Raw genomic sequence first — 18,649 nt, forward strand, 5'->3', positions numbered from 1 at the left:
CCGTGGACGAGAGGGTTCGGCGACGCCCGCAGCCGCCGGCGACGCCCGCCCGCGCCGAACCCGCCCGCGGTGAGCCCCGCCGCGAGTTCGCACACGTCCACCTTCGCGGCGGCGCGCAGCCGCAGCCGCGTGACGGCGCGTCCGTCCTGACGCGCGCCGGACCAGCGCCGCACGAGGCCCTCGGCGGCGTCGGCGTCCTGCCCGGCGACCAGGATCTCGTCCCGGCGCACCAGGGCCGGACGTCCCGGCACCGGTTCCACCACGACCGCGTCGGGGTGCCGCGCCAGCACCCGCTCCAGCCTCGTCTGCTGATCGAACATCGGCCCCCGCCCTCCCGCACCGGCGCACGCCTACATCGTGCCGGAAGGGATACCGTATGTGTTCGACCGTGAACACCGAGTCGCGGACGGAGACGGCCGCGCCGCGTTGCGCGACGGCGCCTCCCGGCCGTCCCGGCAGGGGCTACCCTTGTCGGTCGGCGCCGGTGAACGTTGCGCATCCTGAGGTCAAGCGTTCAACAAACGCCGAACTCCCGGTGGTGCGAGACGTGTCGATGATGCACAATGAGGGACGCGGACGCCGACTTGGGACGTACGAGGCCGTAGGGGAAGACGAGCCTCGGTACAGATCCAGGAGGTCCGGTGACCGCACGTGGCGTTTTCTACGTCCACTCCGCGCCGCCTGCGCTGAGCCCGCACATCGAGTGGGCCGCCGCAGGTGTTCTCGGTGTGCCCGTTTCCCTTGAGTGGGCAGATCAGGCGGCCGCGCCGGGAACGCTGCGCGCCGAGCTGCATTGGGAGGGCAGGCCGGGCACCGCCGCGGGCATCACCTCGGCGCTGCGAAGTTGGAAGCTCGTGCGGTTCGAGGCCACCGAGGACGCCACGCCCGGCACCGACGGCGTCCGCTTCAGCTTCACCCCGTCCCTCGGGGTGTTCACCGGCGTCATCGGCGCCGGCGGCGACATCATGATCCCCGAGGACCGGCTCCGCTCCGTCATGGCCAACGCCGCCCACGGCAAGATCACCCTGGAGAACGAGCTGGAGCGGCTCCTCGGTACCCCGTGGGACAACGAACTGGAGCCCTTCCGCCGAGCCGGCGACGGCGCCCCCGTCCGCTGGCTGCACGCCGCCGTATAGGGGAACGGCCCGGCGTGGAAGCGCCGGGCCGTCTCTTCGGGTGGGGGCTGGTCAGAGGTAGCGTTCGAAGGCGACCGAGACGTTGTGGCCGCCGAAGCCGAAGGAGTTGTTGAGTGCCGCGGCGGGGCCGTCGGGGATCTTGCGGGGTTCGTCGCGGACGATGTCCAGGTCGGCCTCGTCGTCGAGGTCCTCCAGGTTGGCGACGAACGGGATGAGGCCCTCCTTCAGCGCGAGGACGGTGAAGACCGACTCCAGCGCTCCGGCGCCGCCGAGCAGGTGCCCGGTCATCGACTTGGTGGCGGTGACGGCCACCCGGGCGGCGGCCTCCTCGCCGAGGCCCGCCTTGATCGAGGCGAGTTCGGCGACGTCGCCGGCCGGCGTCGAGGTGGCGTGCGCGTTGATGTGGACGAGGTCGGCGGGCTCCAGGCCGGCGTCCTTCAGCGCACGCTGCATCGCCTTGGCCTGTCCGGAACCGCTCGGGTCGGGCAGCACGATGTCGTAGGCGTCGCCGGAGTAGCCGCAGCCCGAGGCGATGCCGTTGATCTGCGCGCCGCGGGCGAGGGCGTGCTCCTCCGATTCGAGGATCATCACGGCGGCGCCCTCGCCGAGCACGAACCCGTCGCGGTTCTTGTCGTAGGGGCGGGACGCGCGCTCCGGCGCCTCGTTGCGGGTCGACATCGCGCGCATGGCGCCGAACGACGCCATCTGCAGGGGGTGTATGCACGACTCGGTGCCGCCGCAGATCACCACGTCGGCGCGGCCCGCGCGGATCATGTCGATGGCGTAGCCGACGGCCTCGCCGCTGGACGCGCAGGCGCTGACCAGGGCGTGCGAGCCGGCCATCGCGCCGAACTCGATGCCGACGTGCCCGGACGCGCCGTTCGGCATCAGCATCGGGACGGTGAAGGGCGAGACCCGCGACCAGCCCTTCTCCCTGAAGACGTCGTAGCTGTTGAGCGCGGTGTGCAGGCCGCCGATGCCGCTGGAGAACACGACACCGAGACGCTCGCCGTCCACGGCGAAGCCGCCCTCGACGCCCGAGTGCTCCTCCGGCTTCTTGCTCTTGCGCGACGCGGCCGGGGCGAACCCGGCGTCGGTCCACGCCTCGCGGGCGGAGATCAGCGCGATCGACTGGTTGCGGTCGAGCCGGCGCAGCGTCTGCTTCGGCATGACCTCGGACGGGTCGACCTTCAGCGTCGCGGCGAACTGGACCGGCAGTTCATCGACTCCCTCCCAGGGCAGCTTCCGGACCCCCGACTCTCCGGCGAGCAGGGCGGACCAGGTCGACGGCAGGTCTCCGCCGAGTGGGGTCGTTGCACCGAGACCCGTCACGACGACTCTGGTCTGGCTCTTGCTCATAGCAGGTGCTCCTTGAGGACTGTGGGGGAGAAGGGTCGGGCACGCCGCCGCACGGTCCGGCCGTGCGGCGGCGCGCCGTTCCCGAGGTTCAGCTCTGGAGGTTCTGGACGAAGTTGATGACGTCCTTGACCGTCTTCAGGTTCCGCAGCTCGTCGTCGGGAATCTCGACGCCGAACTGGTCCTGGGCGGCCACGGCGATCTCCACCATCGACAGCGAGTCGATGTCGAGGTCGTCGATGAAGTTCTTGTCGGGGGTCACCTCGGACTTGTCGATGCCGACGATGTCGTCGATGATCTCGGCGAGGCCGTCCAGGATCTGCTGTTCGGTGGCGACTGCCATGGTTCTGCGTTCTCCTTCGGTGGGTTGGTCCAGAGCCTGCGAGCAGGCGTGACGGCCTACGGGATCTGGATGACTTGGGCAGCGTAGGACAGTCCGGCGCCGAACCCGACCAGGAGGGCCGGTGCGCCGGACGGCACGTCGCCGCGTTCGATCATTCGGGACAGGGCCAGCGGGATGGAGGCTCCCGAGGTGTTGCCCGACTGGACGATGTCGTCGGCCACGACGGCGTCCGTGGCCTTCACCTTGCGGGCGATCGCCTCGATGATCCGCAGGTTGGCCTGGTGCGGGACGACGGCGGCGAGGTCCTGGGGCTTGATCCCCGCGCGCTCGCACGCCTCGACCGCGATCGGGGCGATCGCGGAGGTGGCCCAGCGGAAGACCGCCTGCCCCTCCTGCCGGATGAACGAGTGCCGGTCCTCGATGATGATCTTGTCGTACTTGTCGCCGGCGCTGCCCCACACGACCGGGCCGATGCCGGGGGAGTCGCTGCCGGTCACCACGGCCGCGCCGGCGCCGTCCGCGAAGATGATGCAGGTGGAGCGATCGGTCCAGTCGATCCACTGGGACATCTTCTCCGAGCCGACGACCAGCACGTTGCGCGCGCTTCCGGCGCGGACCGCGGCGCTCGCGGTGGCGAGCGCGTAGCAGAAGCCGGCGCAGGCGGCGTTGATGTCGAACGCGCCGGGCGCCCCGATGCCGAGCCGGTGCGCCACCTGGGCGGCGTGGCCGGGCATCGGCGACTCCGCCGAGCAGGTCGCCAGGATGACCAGGTCGATGTCGGACGGCGCGAGCCCGCTGCCCGCCAGGGCCTTGCCGCCGGCGTGCACGCCGAGCTCGACGATGCCCTCGTCGTCGCCGGCGATGCGGCGCTCGGCGATGCCGACGCGGCTGCGGATCCACGCGTCGTCGGTGTCGACGGTCCGTGCGAGCTCGTCGTTGGTGACGACCCGGGCCGGCCGGTAGTCGCCGAACGCGAGGATGCGGGCGCCGGCGGTCGCCTCGGGGATGCTGAGCGCCCCGGTCATGCCTGGTTCGCCTTGATCAGCTCGCGGGCCTTGTCCAGGTCCGCGGGGGTCTTGCAGGCGACCAGGTCGATCCCCTTCAGCTCGCGGCGGGCGAGGCCGGTCAACGTCCCGGCGGGCGGCAGCTCGATGATCGCGGTGACGCCCAGCTCCCGCATGGTGTCCATGCAGGAGTCCCAGCGGACCGGGGTGCTGACCTGCTCGACGATCCGGTCGGCGAAGTCGCGCCCGGACGTGACGACGGCGCCGTCACGGTTCTGCAGCAGCCGCGGCCCCGGGTCGGCGACGGGCACGCCGGACGCGAGGCGGCGGAGCGTGTCGACGGCGGGCGCCATGTGCGGGGTGTGGAAGGCCCCGGCGACCGACAGCGGGCGGAGCCGCGCCTTGGCGGGCGGCTCGTCGGCGAACTCGGCGAGGCGCTCCATGGTCCCGGCGGCGACGATCTGCCCCGCGCCGTTGACGTTGGCGGGCGTGAGCCCGTGCTTGTCGATGGAGGCGAGGACCTCGTCGGCGTCGCCGCCGAGTACGGCGGTCATCCCGGTCTCGGTGACGGCGGCGGCGTCGGCCATCGCCCGTCCCCGCTCCCGGACGAGAACCAGCGCGGCCTCCGGGGACATGACCCCGGCGATGGCGCCGGCGGCCAGTTCCCCGACGCTGTGACCTGCCACCGCGTCCGGCCGGATGGGGCCGCCCGCGTAGGGGTGGCCCTCGGGCCGGACGAGATCCTCGAAGAGGACGTCGTGGGCGGCGAGCGCGGCGGCGACCAGCAGCGGCTGGGCGACGGCGGTGTCACGGATCTCCTCGGCGTCCGCCTCCGTCCCGTACCGGACCAGGTCGAGCCCCGTGACGGCCGACCACCAGGCGAGACGGTCGGCGACTCCGGGTATCTCTAGCCATGGCTGCAGGAAGCCGGGGGATTGGGCGCCCTGGCCGGGCGATGCGAGGAGAATCACAGCGCCCAGCTTGCCGCGAACGCCCTCGACCCACGATGCGGATCACCACGAACTTTCGTCGAGGCGCTTTGTAAGACCCCTACAAGCTCGCGGTTTACGCGCGTGTCTGGAAGCGGCCCAGGACCAGGGCGATGCGGAGGGTGAAGGCGTTGCGGCCGTCCGTGGGGGACAGGCCGGTGAGTTCGGCCACGCGGCGCAGGCGGTAGCGCACGGTGTTGGGGTGGACGAACAGGAGGCGCGCGGTGGCCTCCAGCGACGAGCCCTGCTCCAGGTAGGTGGTGAGCGTGTCGAGGAGCGGGGCGCCGGCGGCGAGCATCGGGTTGTAGACGCTCTCCACCAGGTAGAGGCGCGCCTCGTCATCGCCGTCCAGCGCGCGTTCGGGCAGCAGCTCGGTCGCCTCGACCGGGCGGGGCGCGTCCGGCCAGCCGGCGGCGGAGCGGAGCCCGGCCACGGCGGCCTGCGCCGAGCGGGTCGAGTCGTAGAGGTCGGCGACCTGCGGACCGACGACGACCGGGCCCGGTCCGCACTTGGCGGCGATGGGACGCGCCGCCTCCATGGGGTCGGTGTCGCCGCCCACGATGGCGATGACCCGGTGCCCCTGGACTCCGGCCAGCACGTCGGCGCGCGCGCGGCGCGCGGCGAGCTGCATCTGGTCGATCGTGACCTCGGGCTCTTCGTCCTCAGGCGTGAACCCCGCGATGACCGTCACGGGCTTGGACGTCCACCCCAGGGCCGCCGCCCAGGAGTGCATGCCGTCGTCGACCTCGCCGCGCAGCACGGCGTTGACGACCAGGGCTTCCAGCCGGGCGTCCCAGGCGGCGCGCGTCTCGGCGGCGCGCGCGTACACCTGGGCGGCGCCGAACGCCACGTCCCGGGTGTAGCGCAGGATGGCCTCGCGGAGCTGGGCCTCGCCGCCGGGCGCGGCCAGCTCGCCCAGCCGCGTCTCCACCACGTCGATGATGACGCGGATCATGTCGATCGTGTGATGCAGCTTGATGGCGCGCAGCAGCTCGCGGGGCGCGGTGCCGAACACCTCGCCGGCGATGGCCGGACGGGTCTGCTCGCTGTTCTTGAACCACTCGACGAACGCCGCGATGCCCGCCTGGGCGACGAGGCCGATCCAGGAGCGCTGGTCGGCCGGCATGCGCCGGAACCAGGGGAGGTGCTCCTCCATGCTGCTCAAGGCGGCGGTGCCGAACGTCCCCATCGCCTTCTCCAGGCGCTGGGTGGTCTGCTCGCGGATCTCGGCCTCGCTCGGGGTGTCCACAACCCCAGAGTGCCACCACCACGGCGGTGACCCGTCCGGAAACGAGCGAACCGCGTCAGCGCGGAGTGACATCGGACTCCTCCCCGGGCGCGACGGTCCTCCGGAACCGTCGGGCGCGCGGCGAGATCGTCTCGCGTGGCGGCGGCATCGTGGTCTTTCTACCATCCAAGATCGTCCGGCCGGTCCCGGCGGGCGCCCGGCTCAGCGGACTCTTGGTGAGATGTCCGGCACCGCGCTCGTGTGCGCCGTGTGGTTCGCGTCACGTGCGGGCCGGCGCGGGCGTTCGAACCCGCGGACCAGGATCCAGATGGCCGCGAGCGCGCCGGCGCAGACCGCCAGCCAGGGCAGCCTCTCCGCGATCCACGCGGGCCGGTCGGGTGCGGTGTGCAGCCCCGGCAGGCCGCCGAACGCGAGCAGCGTTCCCGTGGTGACCGCCAGCAGCGCCGTCTGGTGCCACAGGAAGATCGTCATGGCGGAGCGGTTGGCGCCGGCGATCGCCGAGCGGACCCGGGGGCGCCGCGTCCAGCGGGTCAGCGGCCCGTGCAGCAGCAGCGCCAGGCCCACCTGGGCGAGGCCGAACGCGACCGCCGCGAGCGTGGGCGGGCTGAGGTTGGACACCTCGGCGCCCGGCACGCCGACCATGCTCGCCGGATACCCCGCGAACAGGATCAGCAGGGCGGCCGCCGCGCCGCCTCCGCCCAGCAGGACGCGCCCCGCCCGGCGGGAGCCGAGCGCGCCGCCCGCCCAGCCGACGCCCAGGTAGAACGGCACGAGCCAGGCGGTGAAGACGGTGGCCCAGCCCGTCCATCCGGGCGTGTCGAGCACGAAGCGGCCGACGTCGACGGCGGCGGTCGCCGCGACGAGGAGGGCGGCGCCCCAGAGGCCGAGCCGGTTCCAGACGGCGGCGATCACCGGCGTCAGCGCGGTCAGGACCACGTAGACGGCCAGGAACCAGAGCGGGCTGAGCACGAGTTCGACCACGGTGCGAACGCCGTCCGCCGAGAACCCCGCCCGGGACAGGGCTGCCGCGGCGGGGATCCATGCCGCCGCGAGGACGGGCAGGGGCCGTGCGAAGCGGGCCAGGCGCCGCCGCAGCCTGGGGCCCCACGGCTCGCCGGGACGCAGGCCCTTCGCCGCGGCGTAGCCGCCGACGAAGAAGAACACCGCGAGCGTCTGCAGCAACCAGGAGATCGGGGCCAGCTCCGGCATCGTGCGCAGCGGGCTGGTGACCCGCAGATCCGCGCCGGAACCGTCCGCGACGAACGCGGTGACCAGCCAGTGGCCGAGCACCACGCCGAGGATCGCGAAGGCGCGCAGGGCGTCGACGGCCATGTCGCGGCCTTGCCCGGCCTCCGTTCGGACGGACGGCTCCGTGTCGAGCGCGGTCTCAGGCACGGGTGACCTCCGCGGCGCGGCCGAGGGCGATGAGGGCGAGGTTGCGCAGCGCGAGGGAGCCCGGCTTCAGGTAGCCGCTGTGGGGTCCCGTCCCGGCGTCGAAGCGGAGGGCGCCGAAGCCGGACGAGACGGGATCCGCGCCGAATCCCTGACCGGCGACGCGGACGTTCGGCACGAACCGCATCCAGTCGCCCTTCGCCCGGCCCGCCCAGACGCGGGCGGACGTCCCGAGCCCGGCGGCGTCGTCCTTCGTCGTGCCGGGGCTGCCGTACAGGGCGATGTCGTCCACCGGGAGGGATGCGAGTGGCCGTGCGGCCTTGGCGCACACCACCGAGCCGTAGCTGTGGCAGAGGAGCGCGAACCGGGCGCGTCCGTTCACGCGGTGGACACCGGTGAGGAGGCGTTCGAGGTTCCGCGCGCCGTCGTCGGCGTCCCCGGCGGACAGGACGCCGGGGCTCAGTGTCGACGGCGAGTCGTAACCGAGCCAGGCGATCACGGCGATCCTTTCGCCGGGAGAGTTCGCTCGGGCCTGCCGGTAGAGCGCACGGGTGTCGCCGCCGACGAACTTGGGGTCGTCGTAGTTGGTCAGCGTGTTGTCCGCGCCGGGCACGACGACGGCGATCCGGTCGGCGCGCTCCAGGTCGCCGATGACCTCGACGGCCCGTCCGTCACCTCGCGGGTCGAAGGACAGGAAGCGCCGGCCCTCTGCCAGGAACGAGGGCAGGACGCGCGTCCGGTCGCCGTCGTGGACGCGCTCCGCGGTGGCCAGCGCTCGCGCGATGTCCCCCCGGGTGGCCTGGTAGCGGGCGTCCAGGGTCGCGGCCGACAGCTCGGGCGTCGTACGCGGCGCCGCGTACACCTCGGCGTGGGCCGCCGCGGTGCCCGTCGAACCGGTCGCCGTGAGGAGCAGGGCGGCGGCCGCGGCCTTGCGAACGCGAGGCATCCGGAACATCCCTCCTGATCAGTGGGGTGAAGTACTGATCAGGAAGGTAGGAATCGGACGTTGTAGAGCAGATCAACCGGAGGTGTGGTCTTGCGCCGTGCGACCCTGGTGGCACACGTGGGACCCGGGTATCAGTCGCCGGGACGGACCAGGCCCACGTCGTAGGCGAAGACGATGGCCTGCGGCCGGTCGCGCAGCCCCAGCTTCATCAGGATCCGCCCGAAATGCGTCTTGACGGTCTGCTCCGCCACGACCAGCTCCCCGGCGATCTCGCCGTTGGACAGCCCGCGCGCCACCAGCGTCAGCACCTCGGTCTCCCGCTCCGTCAGCTCGTCCAGCCGCTTGCGGGACGGCGCCCGCCGCCCGCCGAGCCGGGAGAACTCCGCGATGAGCCGCCGGGTGATCGACGGCGACAGCAGCGCGTCGCCCGCCGCCACGACGCGGACCGCGTCCGACAGCTCCGTCGCGGAGGCGTCCTTCAGCAGGAACCCGCTGGCCCCGGCGCGCAGCGCCTCGTAGACGTAGTCGTCCAGGTCGAACGTGGTGAGCATGAGAATCCTCGGTACGCCGTCGTCCCCGCCGCCGTTCGCGCCGCCGAGGATCCGGCGGGTCGCCTCCAGCCCGTCCATGACCGGCATCCGGACGTCCATCAGCACCACGTCCGGGCGCAGCTCGGCGACGCGGCGCAGGCCCTCCTCGCCGTTCACCGCCTCGCCCACGACCTCGATGTCGGGCTGGGCGTTCAGCAGCACGCCGAACGCGGTGCGCACCATGCCCTGGTCGTCGACGATCACGACCCGGACGGTCACGACCGGTCCCGCGCCTTCACCGGCAGGTTGGCGGTCACGGCGAATCCTCCCTCTGGTGTCGGCCGGGCCGTCAGCTCGCCGCCGAGCGCGGCGGCCCGCTCACGCATCCCGACCAGCCCGTGGCCGCCGCCGGGCAGCGGCGGGCCGGGCGGCTTCCCGTCCCCGGGCGGGCCGTTGACGACGCCGAGCCAGACTATTGCCTCGTCGCTGGACACCTCGACGTGCACCCGCGAACCGGGCGCGTGCCGCATCGCGTTGCTCAGCGCCTCCTGCAGGATCCTGAACGCGGTGAGCCCCACGCCCGGCGGGAGCGCGGCGATGTCGCCCTCCAGGAACGTCTCCACCTCAAGGCCCGCGCCCCGCGCGTTGCCGATCAGCTCGTCCAGCCTGTCGAGGCTCGGCTGCGGGGCCGTCTCGGCGCCGTCCTCGGAGCGCAGGACGCCGAGCACGCGGCGCAGCTCGGTAAGCGCGTCCAGCGCCGTCGCGCGGATCTCCGCGAGGTCCTGCCGTGTCTCGTCCGGTACCGCCTCGACCTTGTAGGGCGCGGCCTCCGCCTGGATCGCGATCATCGACATGTGGTGCGCGACGACGTCGTGCAGCTCCCGCGCGATCCGCTGGCGCTCGGTCAGCACCGCCTCGGCGTCCAGGTGCCGCCGCTCCTGCTCGGCCAGCTCGCGCCGGGACGTCCGCCGGACCCGCACGGCGTAGCCGACCGCCAGCGGCAGCAGGAGCAGCACCGACGCGCCGGGCGCGGTGTCCGGGTCCTTGATCCAGACGAAGGCGAACGACAGGATCGCGACGCCCAGCGTGATGTCCCGCGAGCAGCGCACCGTCACCGTGTAGACGCACATGAGCGCGGCGAAGGCCCCGCCCTCGATGTACTCGATGTCCGGCGGCCACGGGCTCAGGTCGACGACCGCCATCGACAGGAAGCTCATCCGCCAGGCGGCCAGCGGATGCCGGTCGCGCAGGGCCAGCGGCGCGGTCACCAGGACCGCGATCAGCATGACCGTCCCGTCGCCCGGGTAGCTCGCCAGCTGGGCGCGCACGGGCTCCTTGAGCATCGAGTTCGTCCCGCCGATGACCAGGCCGGTGAGGCCGATCCAGAACAGGTTCGCCACCAGCCCGAACGGCAGCCGCCCGATGCCGAGGTACCGTGTCCACCGCAGCCCCAGGGGCCAGGGCCGGTCGAGCGGCGGCGCGGGTTCGGCCCGCCCGGTCACCGCGGCGGCCAGGACGACGTTCCGCAGCGCCTTGCGCAGCGGGTTCGGCTCGCCCCCCGTCTCGTCCCCGGCCATGACGACCAGGCTAGAGACTCCGCGGCGACCCCGGATGACACCCTGGTGGGACACGTCCGTCATACCCGGGTACGGTGCGGTGCGTGGAGCCCGTCGAAGCGCTGCGCCGCATCGCGTTCCTGCTGGAGCGCGCCCATGAGCCGACCTACCGCGTGCGGGCCTTCCGCACCGCCGCGGACCTCGCCGCGCGGACGCCCGCGGACGAACTCGCGGCCCGCGCCCGCGAGGGCGCGCTGACCGGCCTGCCGGGCATCGGCAAGGTCACGGCCCTGGTCATCGAAGAGGCGCTGCGCGGCGAGACGCCGGTCTACCTGCGCCGCCTGGAAGCGACCGACGGGGAGCCGCTGGACGAGGCCACGGCCGCCCTCCGCTCCGCGCTCAAGGGCGACCTGCACACCCACAGCGACTGGTCGGACGGCGGCTCACCGATCCTGGAAATGGCCGAGACGGCGCGCTCCCTCGGCCACGAGTACCTCGCCCTCACCGACCATTCACCGCGCCTCAAGGTCGCCAACGGCCTGTCCGCCGAGCGTCTCGGGCGGCAACTCGACGTCGTCGCCCGACTCAACAGAGATCTTGCGCCGTTCCGCATCCTCACCGGCATCGAGGTCGACATCCTGGAGGACGGCACCCTCGATCAGGATCCCGCCCTTCTGGAGCGCCTGGACGTCGTCGTCGCCAGCGTCCATTCCAAACTGCGCATGGACCACGTCGCCATGACGAAACGCATGGTCGCGGCGATCGCGAACCCCCGCGTGAACGTCCTCGGCCACTGCACCGGACGCATCGTCAAGGCGGGCGGCAAGCGCGGCGGCCTGCGTCCCGAGTCGGAGTTCGACGCCGCGCTCGTCTTCGACGCCTGCGCCGCCTACGACGTCGCGGTGGAGATCAACTCGCGTCCGGAACGCCTCGACCCGCCCAAGCGCCTGCTCCGCCTCGCCGTGGAGGCAGGCTGCCGCTTCTCCATCGACTCCGACGCCCACGCCCCGGGCCAGCTCGACTGGCAGCACTTCGGCTGCGAGCGCGCCGCCCGCTGCGCGGTCTCCGCGGACCGGCTGGTCAACGCCCTTCCCGGAGCCGACCTGGTGTCCTGGACGCGCTCCAAGCCCTGACCCCGGCCGTCGCTCGGGGGGGGCACGGCGGCGTGCGGGCCGGCCATCCGTCGCCGCACGGATTGGATCAAGGTCATTCACCTCCTTTTCGCCGTCCCGCGGACCGGATGAAGATCAATAGGGCTACGGTTGGCTCGCACGGTCCGCCGATGCCGCCGAGGGGTACCGATGACCGAGATCACGCACCGCTTCGTCCAGTCGGACAGCGGTCTGCGCATGCACGTCGCCGAGGCCGGCGAGGGGCCGCTGGTCCTGCTCCTGCACGGCTTCCCGGAATGCTGGTACTCCTGGCGCCACCAGCTCACCGCGCTCGCCGAGGCGGGCTACCACGCCGTCGCCCCCGACCAGCGCGGCTACGCCCGGACGGGCGGCCCGGCGGAGACCGGCCAGTACACGATCCTGCACCTGGCCGGCGACGCCGTCGGGCTCATCGGCGCCCTCGGCGCGGACCGTGCCGTGGTCGCCGGGCACGACTGGGGAGCCCCCGTCGCCTGGGCCACCGCGCAGATGCGCCCGGACAAGGTGCGCGGGGTCATCGGTATGTCGGTCCCGCACCGCCCGCGCAGCAGCAGGCCGCCCGTCGCGTCCATGCGCCGCATGTTCGGCGAGGGCTTCTACATGGTCCGCTTCCAGGAACCCGACGTCCCGGAGGCCGAACTCGACCGCGACCGGGCCGCCACGTTCCGCCGGATGCTGTGCGGGACGTCCGGCGACGGCCCCGTCCCGGGCCCGGTCGCACCCGAGGGCGGAGGGATACTCGACGGCTTCCCGGAGCCGGAGAAGCTCCCCGCCTGGCTCACCGAGGACGACATCGCCACCTACGTCGAGGAGTACGCCGAGAGCGGCTTCACCGGCCCGGTCAACTGGTATCGCAACCTCGACCGGAACTGGGAGCTGACCGCCGCCTGGCACCGCGCCCCGATCGGCGCTCCCGCGCTGTTCATCGCCGGTGAGCACGACATCGTCTCGGCCGGCTCCCGCCAGGTGATCGACTCCATGACCGACTTCGTGCCGAACCTCCGCGACACCGTCTGGCTGTCCGAGTGCGGCCACTGGACGCAGCAGGAACGCCCGGCCGAGGTGAACGAGGCCATGCTCGCCTTCCTCCGCGGCCTCTGACCGGGAAATGTCGGAGGCGCGGCATACGGTCACCGGGTGAACCGCACCGACCGTTTGTACGCCCTGGTGGAGGAGCTGCGGGCCTGTGCGCCGCGCCGCGTCAGCGCGCGTGAGCTGGCCGCGCGGTACGAGGTGAGCGTCCGGACGATCGAACGGGACATCTGCGCGCTCCAGCAGGCCGGGGTGCCGATCTACGCGGACGTCGGCCGGGGCGGCGGCTACACCCTCGACAAGAGCCGCACGCTGCCGCCGCTGAACTTCACCCCCGCCGAGGCCGTCGCCGTCGCGATCACCCTCGCGCGTGCGGGTGGCGCGCCGTACTCCCGGTCCGCCCGCACCGCCCTCCACAAGATCGTCTCGGCGATGTCGGGCACCGACAGCGACTCGGCCCGGGAACTGGCCGGACGCGTCCGCATCCTGACCCCGCCGGAAGCGGACGACCGGGATGGGCGGGAGCGAGCCGGGGCCCGCGGAGGGTCGTCCGCCCACGGTGAGCGAGACGAGCGGGAGCGGCCCGGAGGGTCCGGGGAGCCGTCCCCTCACCGGCAGTCCGCCTCGGTGCCCGCCGTCCTGGAGGAGGCGATGTCCGCGCGCCGCGTCGTGCGGCTCGGCTACGTCGACGCGAGCGGCAGCGAGACCGAACGCGACGTCGAGCCCGTCGGGTTCACCGCCCTGTCGCTGCGCTGGTACCTGCTCGGGTGGTGCCGCCTGCGCGGCGAGGCCCGCGTCTTCCGCATCGACCGCGTCCGCCGCGCCGCGCTGCTTGACGAGCCCGCCCCGGAACGCGACTTCGACGACCTGGCCGCCGCCCCGGCCGACTACGTCGCCCGGCCGCTCGAATTCGTCTGAGAAATCCCGTAAACCCCGACACAGGGCTGTCGCGGACCCCTCCCACGCTGGTCCACGTACCAGTTGAGAAGGCAGAGGAGAGGGCCATGACAGTCCCCGCGTTCAACACCGTCGCGTGGTTCCAGGTCGGCACGGACGCACCGGAGGAGGCCCGCCGCTTCTACGGCGACCTCTTCGGCTGGCGGTTCGACGCCGACGGCGACGGCTACGACCTCGTCAGCTACCCCGGCTCGGACGTCCCCGCGGGCGGCGTCTCGCACGAGCCCGACGCGTCCGGCAACCACGCGATGTTCATGGTCCTCGTCGGGGACGTCGACGCGGTGTGCGCCGAGACGGAGAAGGGCGGCGGAAAGGTCGCCATGCCCACCGTGACCACGGGCAACGGCCTCACGTTCGCCTACCTGGACGACCCGGCCGGCAACCGCTTCGGCGTCTTCAAGCCCCCGGCGTCCTGACCCTGGACGCGAACGGGGCCCCGAGCGAACCTCGGGGCCCCGTCGTCATGCCCGGAACAGAACGATTGCGGCCTACACCTCCGCAATCACAGGTTCCCGGCGGGCGCCGTCAGCCGTCGCCGCCGGTGTTGCTCTCGGCGCTGCCCACGCCGTTGGCGAAGACGTCGCTGACCTCGGCGTCCAGGCGGTAGCGGTGGATCGCCTGCTGGAGCGTCTCCGGCTTGACCTCGCCGTGCCGGGCGAGCCGGGTCAGGACCGCGAGGACGAGCGACGCGGCGTCCACGTGGAAGAACCGGCGGGCGGCGGCGCGGGTGTCGGAGAAGCCGAACCCGTCGGTGCCGAGCGAGGTGAAGTCCGTGTGCACCCACGGGGCGATCTGGTCGGGTACGGCACGGGCGAAGTCCGATACCGCGACGATCGGCCCGGCGACGTTGTCGAGCGTCCGGGAGACGTACGGGACGCGCTGCTCGGCGTCGGGGTTGAGCAGGTTCCACTCGTCGCACTCGCGGGCCTCGCGGGCCAGCTCGTTCCACGAGGTCGCCGACCAGACGTCGGCGGCGACGCCCCAGTCCTCGGCGAGGAGCCGCTGCGCCTCCAGGGCCCACCGCCCGCCGACGCCGGACGCCAGGATCTGCGCCCGCGGGACCTCGCCGTTCCCTGGGGTGACCTCCGGTGCGCTCTTGTGCCGGTACAGGCCCTTGAGGATGCCGTCGACGTCCACGTCGTCGGGCTCGGCGGGCTGCTGGTACGGCTCGTTGTAGACGGTCAGGTAGTAGAAGACGTTCTCGCCCTGAGGGTGCTCGTCGGACGTGCCGTACATGCGTCGCAGCGCGTCCTTGACGATGTGGGCCAGCTCGAACGCCCACGTCGGGTCGTAGTGCACGCAGGCGGGGTTCGACGCGGCGAGCAGGGGCGAGTGGCCGTCGGCGTGCTGGAGGCCCTCACCGGTGAGGGTGGTGCGGCCCGCCGTGGCGCCGAGGAGGAACCCGCGGCCCATCTGGTCGGCGAGCGACCACATCTGATCGCCGGTCCGCTGGAACCCGAACATCGAGTAGAAGATGTACACCGGGATCATGTGCTCGCCGTGCGTGGCGTACGTGGTGCCCGCGGCGATCGCGGACGCCATCGACCCGGCCTCGCTGATGCCCTCGTGCAGCATCTGGCCGCTCTCGGACTCCTTGTACGACAGCAGCAGCTTGCGGTCGACCGCGTCGTAGGTCTGCCCGTGCGGCGAGTAGATCTTGGACGTCGGGAACAGCGAGTCCATCCCGAACGTGCGGTACTCGTCCGGGGCGATCGGCACGAACCGGGCGCCGATGTTCTCGTCCTTGATCAGGTCCTTGAGCAGCCGGACGAACGCCATGGTCGTCGCGACGTTCTGCTTGCCGGAGCCCTTCTTCAGCTCGCTGTACACGGGGTCGCCGGGCAGCTTGAGCGGCTTGGCGCGCACGACCCGCTTCGGCAGGAATCCGCCGAGCGCGGCGCGGCGCTCGCGCATGTACTGGATCTCGTCGGAGTCCTCGCCCGGGTGGTAGTAGGGCGGGAGCGGCGCCTCCAGCGCCGAGTCCGGGATGTCGAGGTAGAGGCGGTCCCGGAACTCCTTGAGCTCGGCCTTGGTGAGCTTCTTCATCTGGTGGGTGGCGTTGCGGGCCTCGAAGTCGGAGCCGAGCGTCCAGCCCTTGATGGTGTGCGCGAGGATCACGGTCGGCTGCCCGACGTGCTCGCGGGCGGCCTTGAACGCCGCGTACACCTTGCGGTAGTCGTGCCCGCCGCGCGACAGCTTGCGCAGCTCGTCGTCCCCGAGGTGCTGGACGATCCTGCGCAGCCGCGGGTCGGCGCCGAAGAACTTCTCCCGGATGTACTCGCCGGACTCGACGGTGAACGTCTGGAACTGCCCGTCCGGGGTGGTGTTCATCTGGTTGACCAGCACGCCGTCGACGTCCTGCGCGAGCAGCGGGTCCCAGTCGCGGCCCCAGATGACCTTGATGACGTTCCAGCCGGCGCCGCGGAAGTAGGACTCCAGCTCCTGGATGATCTTGCCGTTGCCGCGGACCGGACCGTCCAGCTGCTGGAGGTTGCAGTTGATGACGAAGGTGAGGTTGTCGAGCTCCTCGCGGGCGGCGAGGCCGATCGCGCCGAGCGACTCGGGCTCGGCCATCTCGCCGTCGCCGAGGAACGCCCACACGTGCGAGCGGGACGTGTCCTTGATCTTCCGGTTGTACAGGTAGCGGTTGAACCGGGCCTGGTACACGGAGTTGATCGCGGTGAGGCCCATGGACACCGTGGGGAACTCCCAGAAGTCCGGCATGAGCCTCGGGTGCGGGTAGGACGACAGCCCGCCGCCCGGGTGCGAGTGCTCCTGGCGGAAGCCGTCGAGCTTGTCTTCCGGGAGGCGTCCCTCAAGATAGGCGCGGGCGTAGATGCCAGGGGAGGCGTGCCCCTGGATGAAGACCTGGTCGCCGGACTCGCCGTGGTCCTTGCCGCGGAAGAAGTGGTTGAAGCCGACCTCGTACAGCGAGGCCGCGGAGGCGTAGGTGGCGATGTGCCCGCCGACGCCGATCTCGGGACGGTTAGCGCGCGACACCATGATCGCGGCGTTCCAGCGGATGTAGGCGCGGATGCGCCGCTCCACGTGCTCGTCGCCGGGGAACCAGGGCTCGGACTCCGGCGGGATCGTGTTGATGAAGTCGGTGCTGCGGAGGCTGGGCACACCGACCTGCAGCTCCCGGGCCCTCTCCAGGAGCCGGAGCATCACGTAGCGCGCCCGGCCGCGGCCTTCTGTCTTGATGACCGTGTCCAGCGACTCCAGCCACTCCCGGGTCTCGTCCGGGTTGATGTCCGGCAGCTGGCTCGGCAGGCCGTCGCTGATGATCGAAAAGCGTTGACGTCCGGAAGGCACGGGGTCCCCTCTGTCCTTACGTCTTTGCGGGTGAGACCGGGTTCCCGCCGCGCGGGTGGCCACCGGTCCCCGGCAGACTGTTGTCGCTCGTCTCGAGATCCATCGTCGCCGTTTATGACGGCTAACGCATCTCTACCAACCGGTAACCATTCTCCCCGGTCAACCGGGGTACGCACCCTGGGAGAGCCGATTTTCCCGACGAGATCGGAGGAGCCATGAACGGGCGTGTCGGAGACCGGCTGCTTGTCCACGGCAACATCGTGGGGCAGGCCGACCGGCAGGGCGAGATCATCGAGGTCCGGGGCCGGGACGGCGGCCCGCCGTTCCTGGTCCGGTTCGACGACGGCCACGAGACCCTCGTCTACCCGGGGCCGGACGCGGTCGTCGAGCCCAAGGGGCAGCTGTCCCGTTAGCGGGCCGGGCACCGCACCGGCCGGGGGGTCCGTGCCGGTCCCGGACCAGGAGATCCATGCGGTCCGGGAGGCGTCCTGTGCCGCGGATCGGGTATGCACGGGCTCATGGAGAGCACCGTGGTCCGGGTGGCGACCGGCACACGCGACGCCGTGCACGACATCACGGCCGAATGCGAGAGGTTCGCCGCGTCGGCGGGCGGCGACGGGCTGCTGCACGTCTTCGTCCCGCACGCCACCGCCGGCGTGGCGATCATCGAACTGGGGGCCGGCAGCGACGACGATCTGCTGGCGGCCCTCGGCGACCTGCTGCCTGCGGACGACCGCTGGCGGCACGTGCACGGCTCGCCGGGGCACGGGCGGTCGCACGTGATGCCCGCGCTCGTCCCGCCGTTCGCGACCCTTCCGGTCGTCGGCGGGCGGCTCGCACTGGGGACGTGGCAGTCCGTGGCGCTGGTCGACCTCAACGTGGACAACCCCGACCGCCAGGTCCGGCTGTCGTTCCTTGAAGGATGAGCGAGGCGAGCCGGTGGGTTCGCTCCCCACGAGGCGCAAGGATGACGGCGGGCTGTCACGCTCGGTGGAGATCTTGTCACGCCGATCCCCGTATTCGGGTCAATGAGGCCACCAAAAGCCGGGAAGACACTTGCGCTAGGGGCCCTCACTTGTGTGAACTGTCCCGCAAACAACGCACAGGTGCGGGACGAGCACCCGTCCAGGGGGCGAAATGAGAAGTGCACGGCACCGTGCGGACTGACGACAATGGGAGGACTTTCGTGAGCGCGACCGCGGGTCAGGCGCAGTCTGAGCGCAGCCTGGCCGAACGGCTCGGCCTCAAGGCGGGCCAGGTGGTGCAGGAGATCGGCTACGACGACGACGTCGACGAGGAGCTCCGCGCATCCGTCGAGGCCGTCACGGAGAACGAGCTCGTCGACGAGGACTACGAGGACGTGGTCGACGTCGTGCTGCTGTGGTGGCGCGAGGAGGACGGCGACCTGTTCGAGGGCCTGACCGACGCGATGATCCCGCTCACCGGCGGCGGCAACATCTGGCTGCTGACGCCGAAGGCGGGCCGGGACGGGCATGTGGAGCCGAGCGACATCGGCGAGGCCGCGCAGACGGCCGGCCTGTCGCAGACCAGCAGCGTCAGCGCCGCCAAGGAGTGGTCGGGGACGCGGCTGGTCGCGCCCAAGGTCCGCAAGTAGCCCCGGCGCCCGACCGCGGGCCGTGCGGGGTGGCAGACTGGCCCCGTCCCCCACGTCCGTGGGGGACGGGCCATGACC

18 protein-coding genes and 1 pseudogene are annotated in these 18,649 nt (G+C 72.1%); 8 read left to right on the forward strand and 11 right to left on the reverse strand.

The window, feature by feature from the left end; translation table 11 throughout:
* A pseudogene (locus E1281_RS11985) lies at window positions 1–320 on the reverse strand (hypothetical protein); the annotation flags it as partial.
* A 321-nt stretch (window positions 321–641) separates the two neighbouring features.
* Between E1281_RS11985 and E1281_RS11990 the strand changes: the two are divergent.
* Complete coding sequence (locus E1281_RS11990; protein ID WP_131877384.1) at window positions 642–1,136, forward strand: DUF3145 domain-containing protein; 495 nt, start codon at window positions 642–644, stop codon at window positions 1,134–1,136.
* A gap of 51 nt (window positions 1,137–1,187) precedes the next feature.
* Here E1281_RS11990 and E1281_RS11995 read toward each other — a convergent pair whose 3' ends face one another.
* From E1281_RS11995 to E1281_RS12035, 9 genes are all read right to left on the reverse strand, one after another.
* Entirely contained in the window at window positions 1,188–2,495 is a 1,308-nt protein-coding gene (locus E1281_RS11995; protein ID WP_131877386.1) for a beta-ketoacyl-[acyl-carrier-protein] synthase family protein, read from the reverse strand.
* A gap of 88 nt (window positions 2,496–2,583) precedes the next feature.
* Window positions 2,584–2,835: an acyl carrier protein gene (locus tag E1281_RS12000; RefSeq protein ID WP_131877390.1), complete on the reverse strand. Its 252-nt coding sequence runs from the start codon at window positions 2,833–2,835 to the stop codon at window positions 2,584–2,586.
* Between the two features lie 56 nt (window positions 2,836–2,891).
* Window positions 2,892–3,860, reverse strand: a complete 969-nt coding sequence (locus E1281_RS12005; RefSeq protein ID WP_131877392.1) for a beta-ketoacyl-ACP synthase III — start codon at window positions 3,858–3,860, stop codon at window positions 2,892–2,894.
* Complete coding sequence (locus E1281_RS12010) at window positions 3,857–4,810, reverse strand: ACP S-malonyltransferase (RefSeq protein WP_131877394.1); 954 nt, start codon at window positions 4,808–4,810, stop codon at window positions 3,857–3,859. The genes E1281_RS12005 and E1281_RS12010 overlap by 4 nt, the downstream gene beginning before the upstream one ends.
* Window positions 4,811–4,904: 94 nt before the next feature.
* Window positions 4,905–6,077: a helix-turn-helix domain-containing protein gene (locus E1281_RS12015; protein ID WP_243716866.1), complete on the reverse strand. Its 1,173-nt coding sequence runs from the start codon at window positions 6,075–6,077 to the stop codon at window positions 4,905–4,907.
* A 201-nt stretch (window positions 6,078–6,278) separates the two neighbouring features.
* On the reverse strand, window positions 6,279–7,472 hold the full coding sequence (locus E1281_RS12020; protein WP_243716867.1) for an acyltransferase: 1,194 nt from the start codon (window positions 7,470–7,472) through the stop codon (window positions 6,279–6,281).
* Complete coding sequence (locus E1281_RS12025; protein ID WP_131877398.1) at window positions 7,465–8,415, reverse strand: alpha/beta hydrolase; 951 nt, start codon at window positions 8,413–8,415, stop codon at window positions 7,465–7,467. The genes E1281_RS12020 and E1281_RS12025 overlap by 8 nt, the downstream gene beginning before the upstream one ends.
* 131 nt (window positions 8,416–8,546) lie before the next feature.
* On the reverse strand, window positions 8,547–9,224 hold the full coding sequence (locus E1281_RS12030) for a response regulator transcription factor (protein WP_131877400.1): 678 nt from the start codon (window positions 9,222–9,224) through the stop codon (window positions 8,547–8,549).
* Window positions 9,221–10,522: a sensor histidine kinase gene (locus tag E1281_RS12035; protein ID WP_131877402.1), complete on the reverse strand. Its 1,302-nt coding sequence runs from the start codon at window positions 10,520–10,522 to the stop codon at window positions 9,221–9,223. Before E1281_RS12035 ends, E1281_RS12030 begins: the two co-directional genes overlap by 4 nt.
* Window positions 10,523–10,605: 83 nt before the next feature.
* Here E1281_RS12035 and E1281_RS12040 point away from each other — a divergent pair, with 83 nt between their 5' ends.
* The 4 genes from E1281_RS12040 (at window position 10,606) to E1281_RS12055 (ending at window position 14,057) form a co-directional block, all read left to right on the forward strand.
* Window positions 10,606–11,634, forward strand: coding sequence for a PHP domain-containing protein (locus E1281_RS12040; protein ID WP_207943243.1), 1,029 nt, complete (start codon window positions 10,606–10,608; stop codon window positions 11,632–11,634).
* A gap of 168 nt (window positions 11,635–11,802) precedes the next feature.
* Window positions 11,803–12,753, forward strand: coding sequence for an alpha/beta hydrolase (locus E1281_RS12045; RefSeq protein ID WP_131877406.1), 951 nt, complete (start codon window positions 11,803–11,805; stop codon window positions 12,751–12,753).
* A gap of 36 nt (window positions 12,754–12,789) precedes the next feature.
* On the forward strand, window positions 12,790–13,602 hold the full coding sequence (locus E1281_RS41190; RefSeq protein WP_131877408.1) for a YafY family protein: 813 nt from the start codon (window positions 12,790–12,792) through the stop codon (window positions 13,600–13,602).
* A gap of 86 nt (window positions 13,603–13,688) precedes the next feature.
* Entirely contained in the window at window positions 13,689–14,057 is a 369-nt protein-coding gene (locus tag E1281_RS12055) for a VOC family protein (protein ID WP_131877410.1), read from the forward strand.
* A gap of 109 nt (window positions 14,058–14,166) precedes the next feature.
* Here E1281_RS12055 and aceE read toward each other — a convergent pair whose 3' ends face one another.
* Entirely contained in the window at window positions 14,167–16,956 is a 2,790-nt protein-coding gene (gene aceE, locus E1281_RS12060; RefSeq protein ID WP_131877412.1) for a pyruvate dehydrogenase (acetyl-transferring), homodimeric type, read from the reverse strand.
* A 215-nt stretch (window positions 16,957–17,171) separates the two neighbouring features.
* Between aceE and E1281_RS12065 the strand changes: the two genes are divergently transcribed.
* From E1281_RS12065 to E1281_RS12075, 3 genes are all read left to right on the forward strand, one after another.
* Window positions 17,172–17,369: a DUF1918 domain-containing protein gene (locus tag E1281_RS12065; protein ID WP_131877414.1), complete on the forward strand. Its 198-nt coding sequence runs from the start codon at window positions 17,172–17,174 to the stop codon at window positions 17,367–17,369.
* Between the two features lie 105 nt (window positions 17,370–17,474).
* The gene (locus E1281_RS12070; protein WP_131877416.1) at window positions 17,475–17,882 is read left to right on the forward strand and encodes a YjbQ family protein; all 408 of its coding nucleotides are present in this window, start codon (window positions 17,475–17,477) and stop codon (window positions 17,880–17,882) included.
* A 260-nt stretch (window positions 17,883–18,142) separates the two neighbouring features.
* Complete coding sequence (locus E1281_RS12075; RefSeq protein WP_131877418.1) at window positions 18,143–18,571, forward strand: DUF3052 domain-containing protein; 429 nt, start codon at window positions 18,143–18,145, stop codon at window positions 18,569–18,571.
* Window positions 18,572–18,649: the final 78 nt, after the last annotated feature.

This window comes from Actinomadura sp. KC345 (assembly GCF_004348515.1).
In the GTDB taxonomy this organism is placed as follows: domain Bacteria; phylum Actinomycetota; class Actinomycetes; order Streptosporangiales; family Streptosporangiaceae; genus Spirillospora.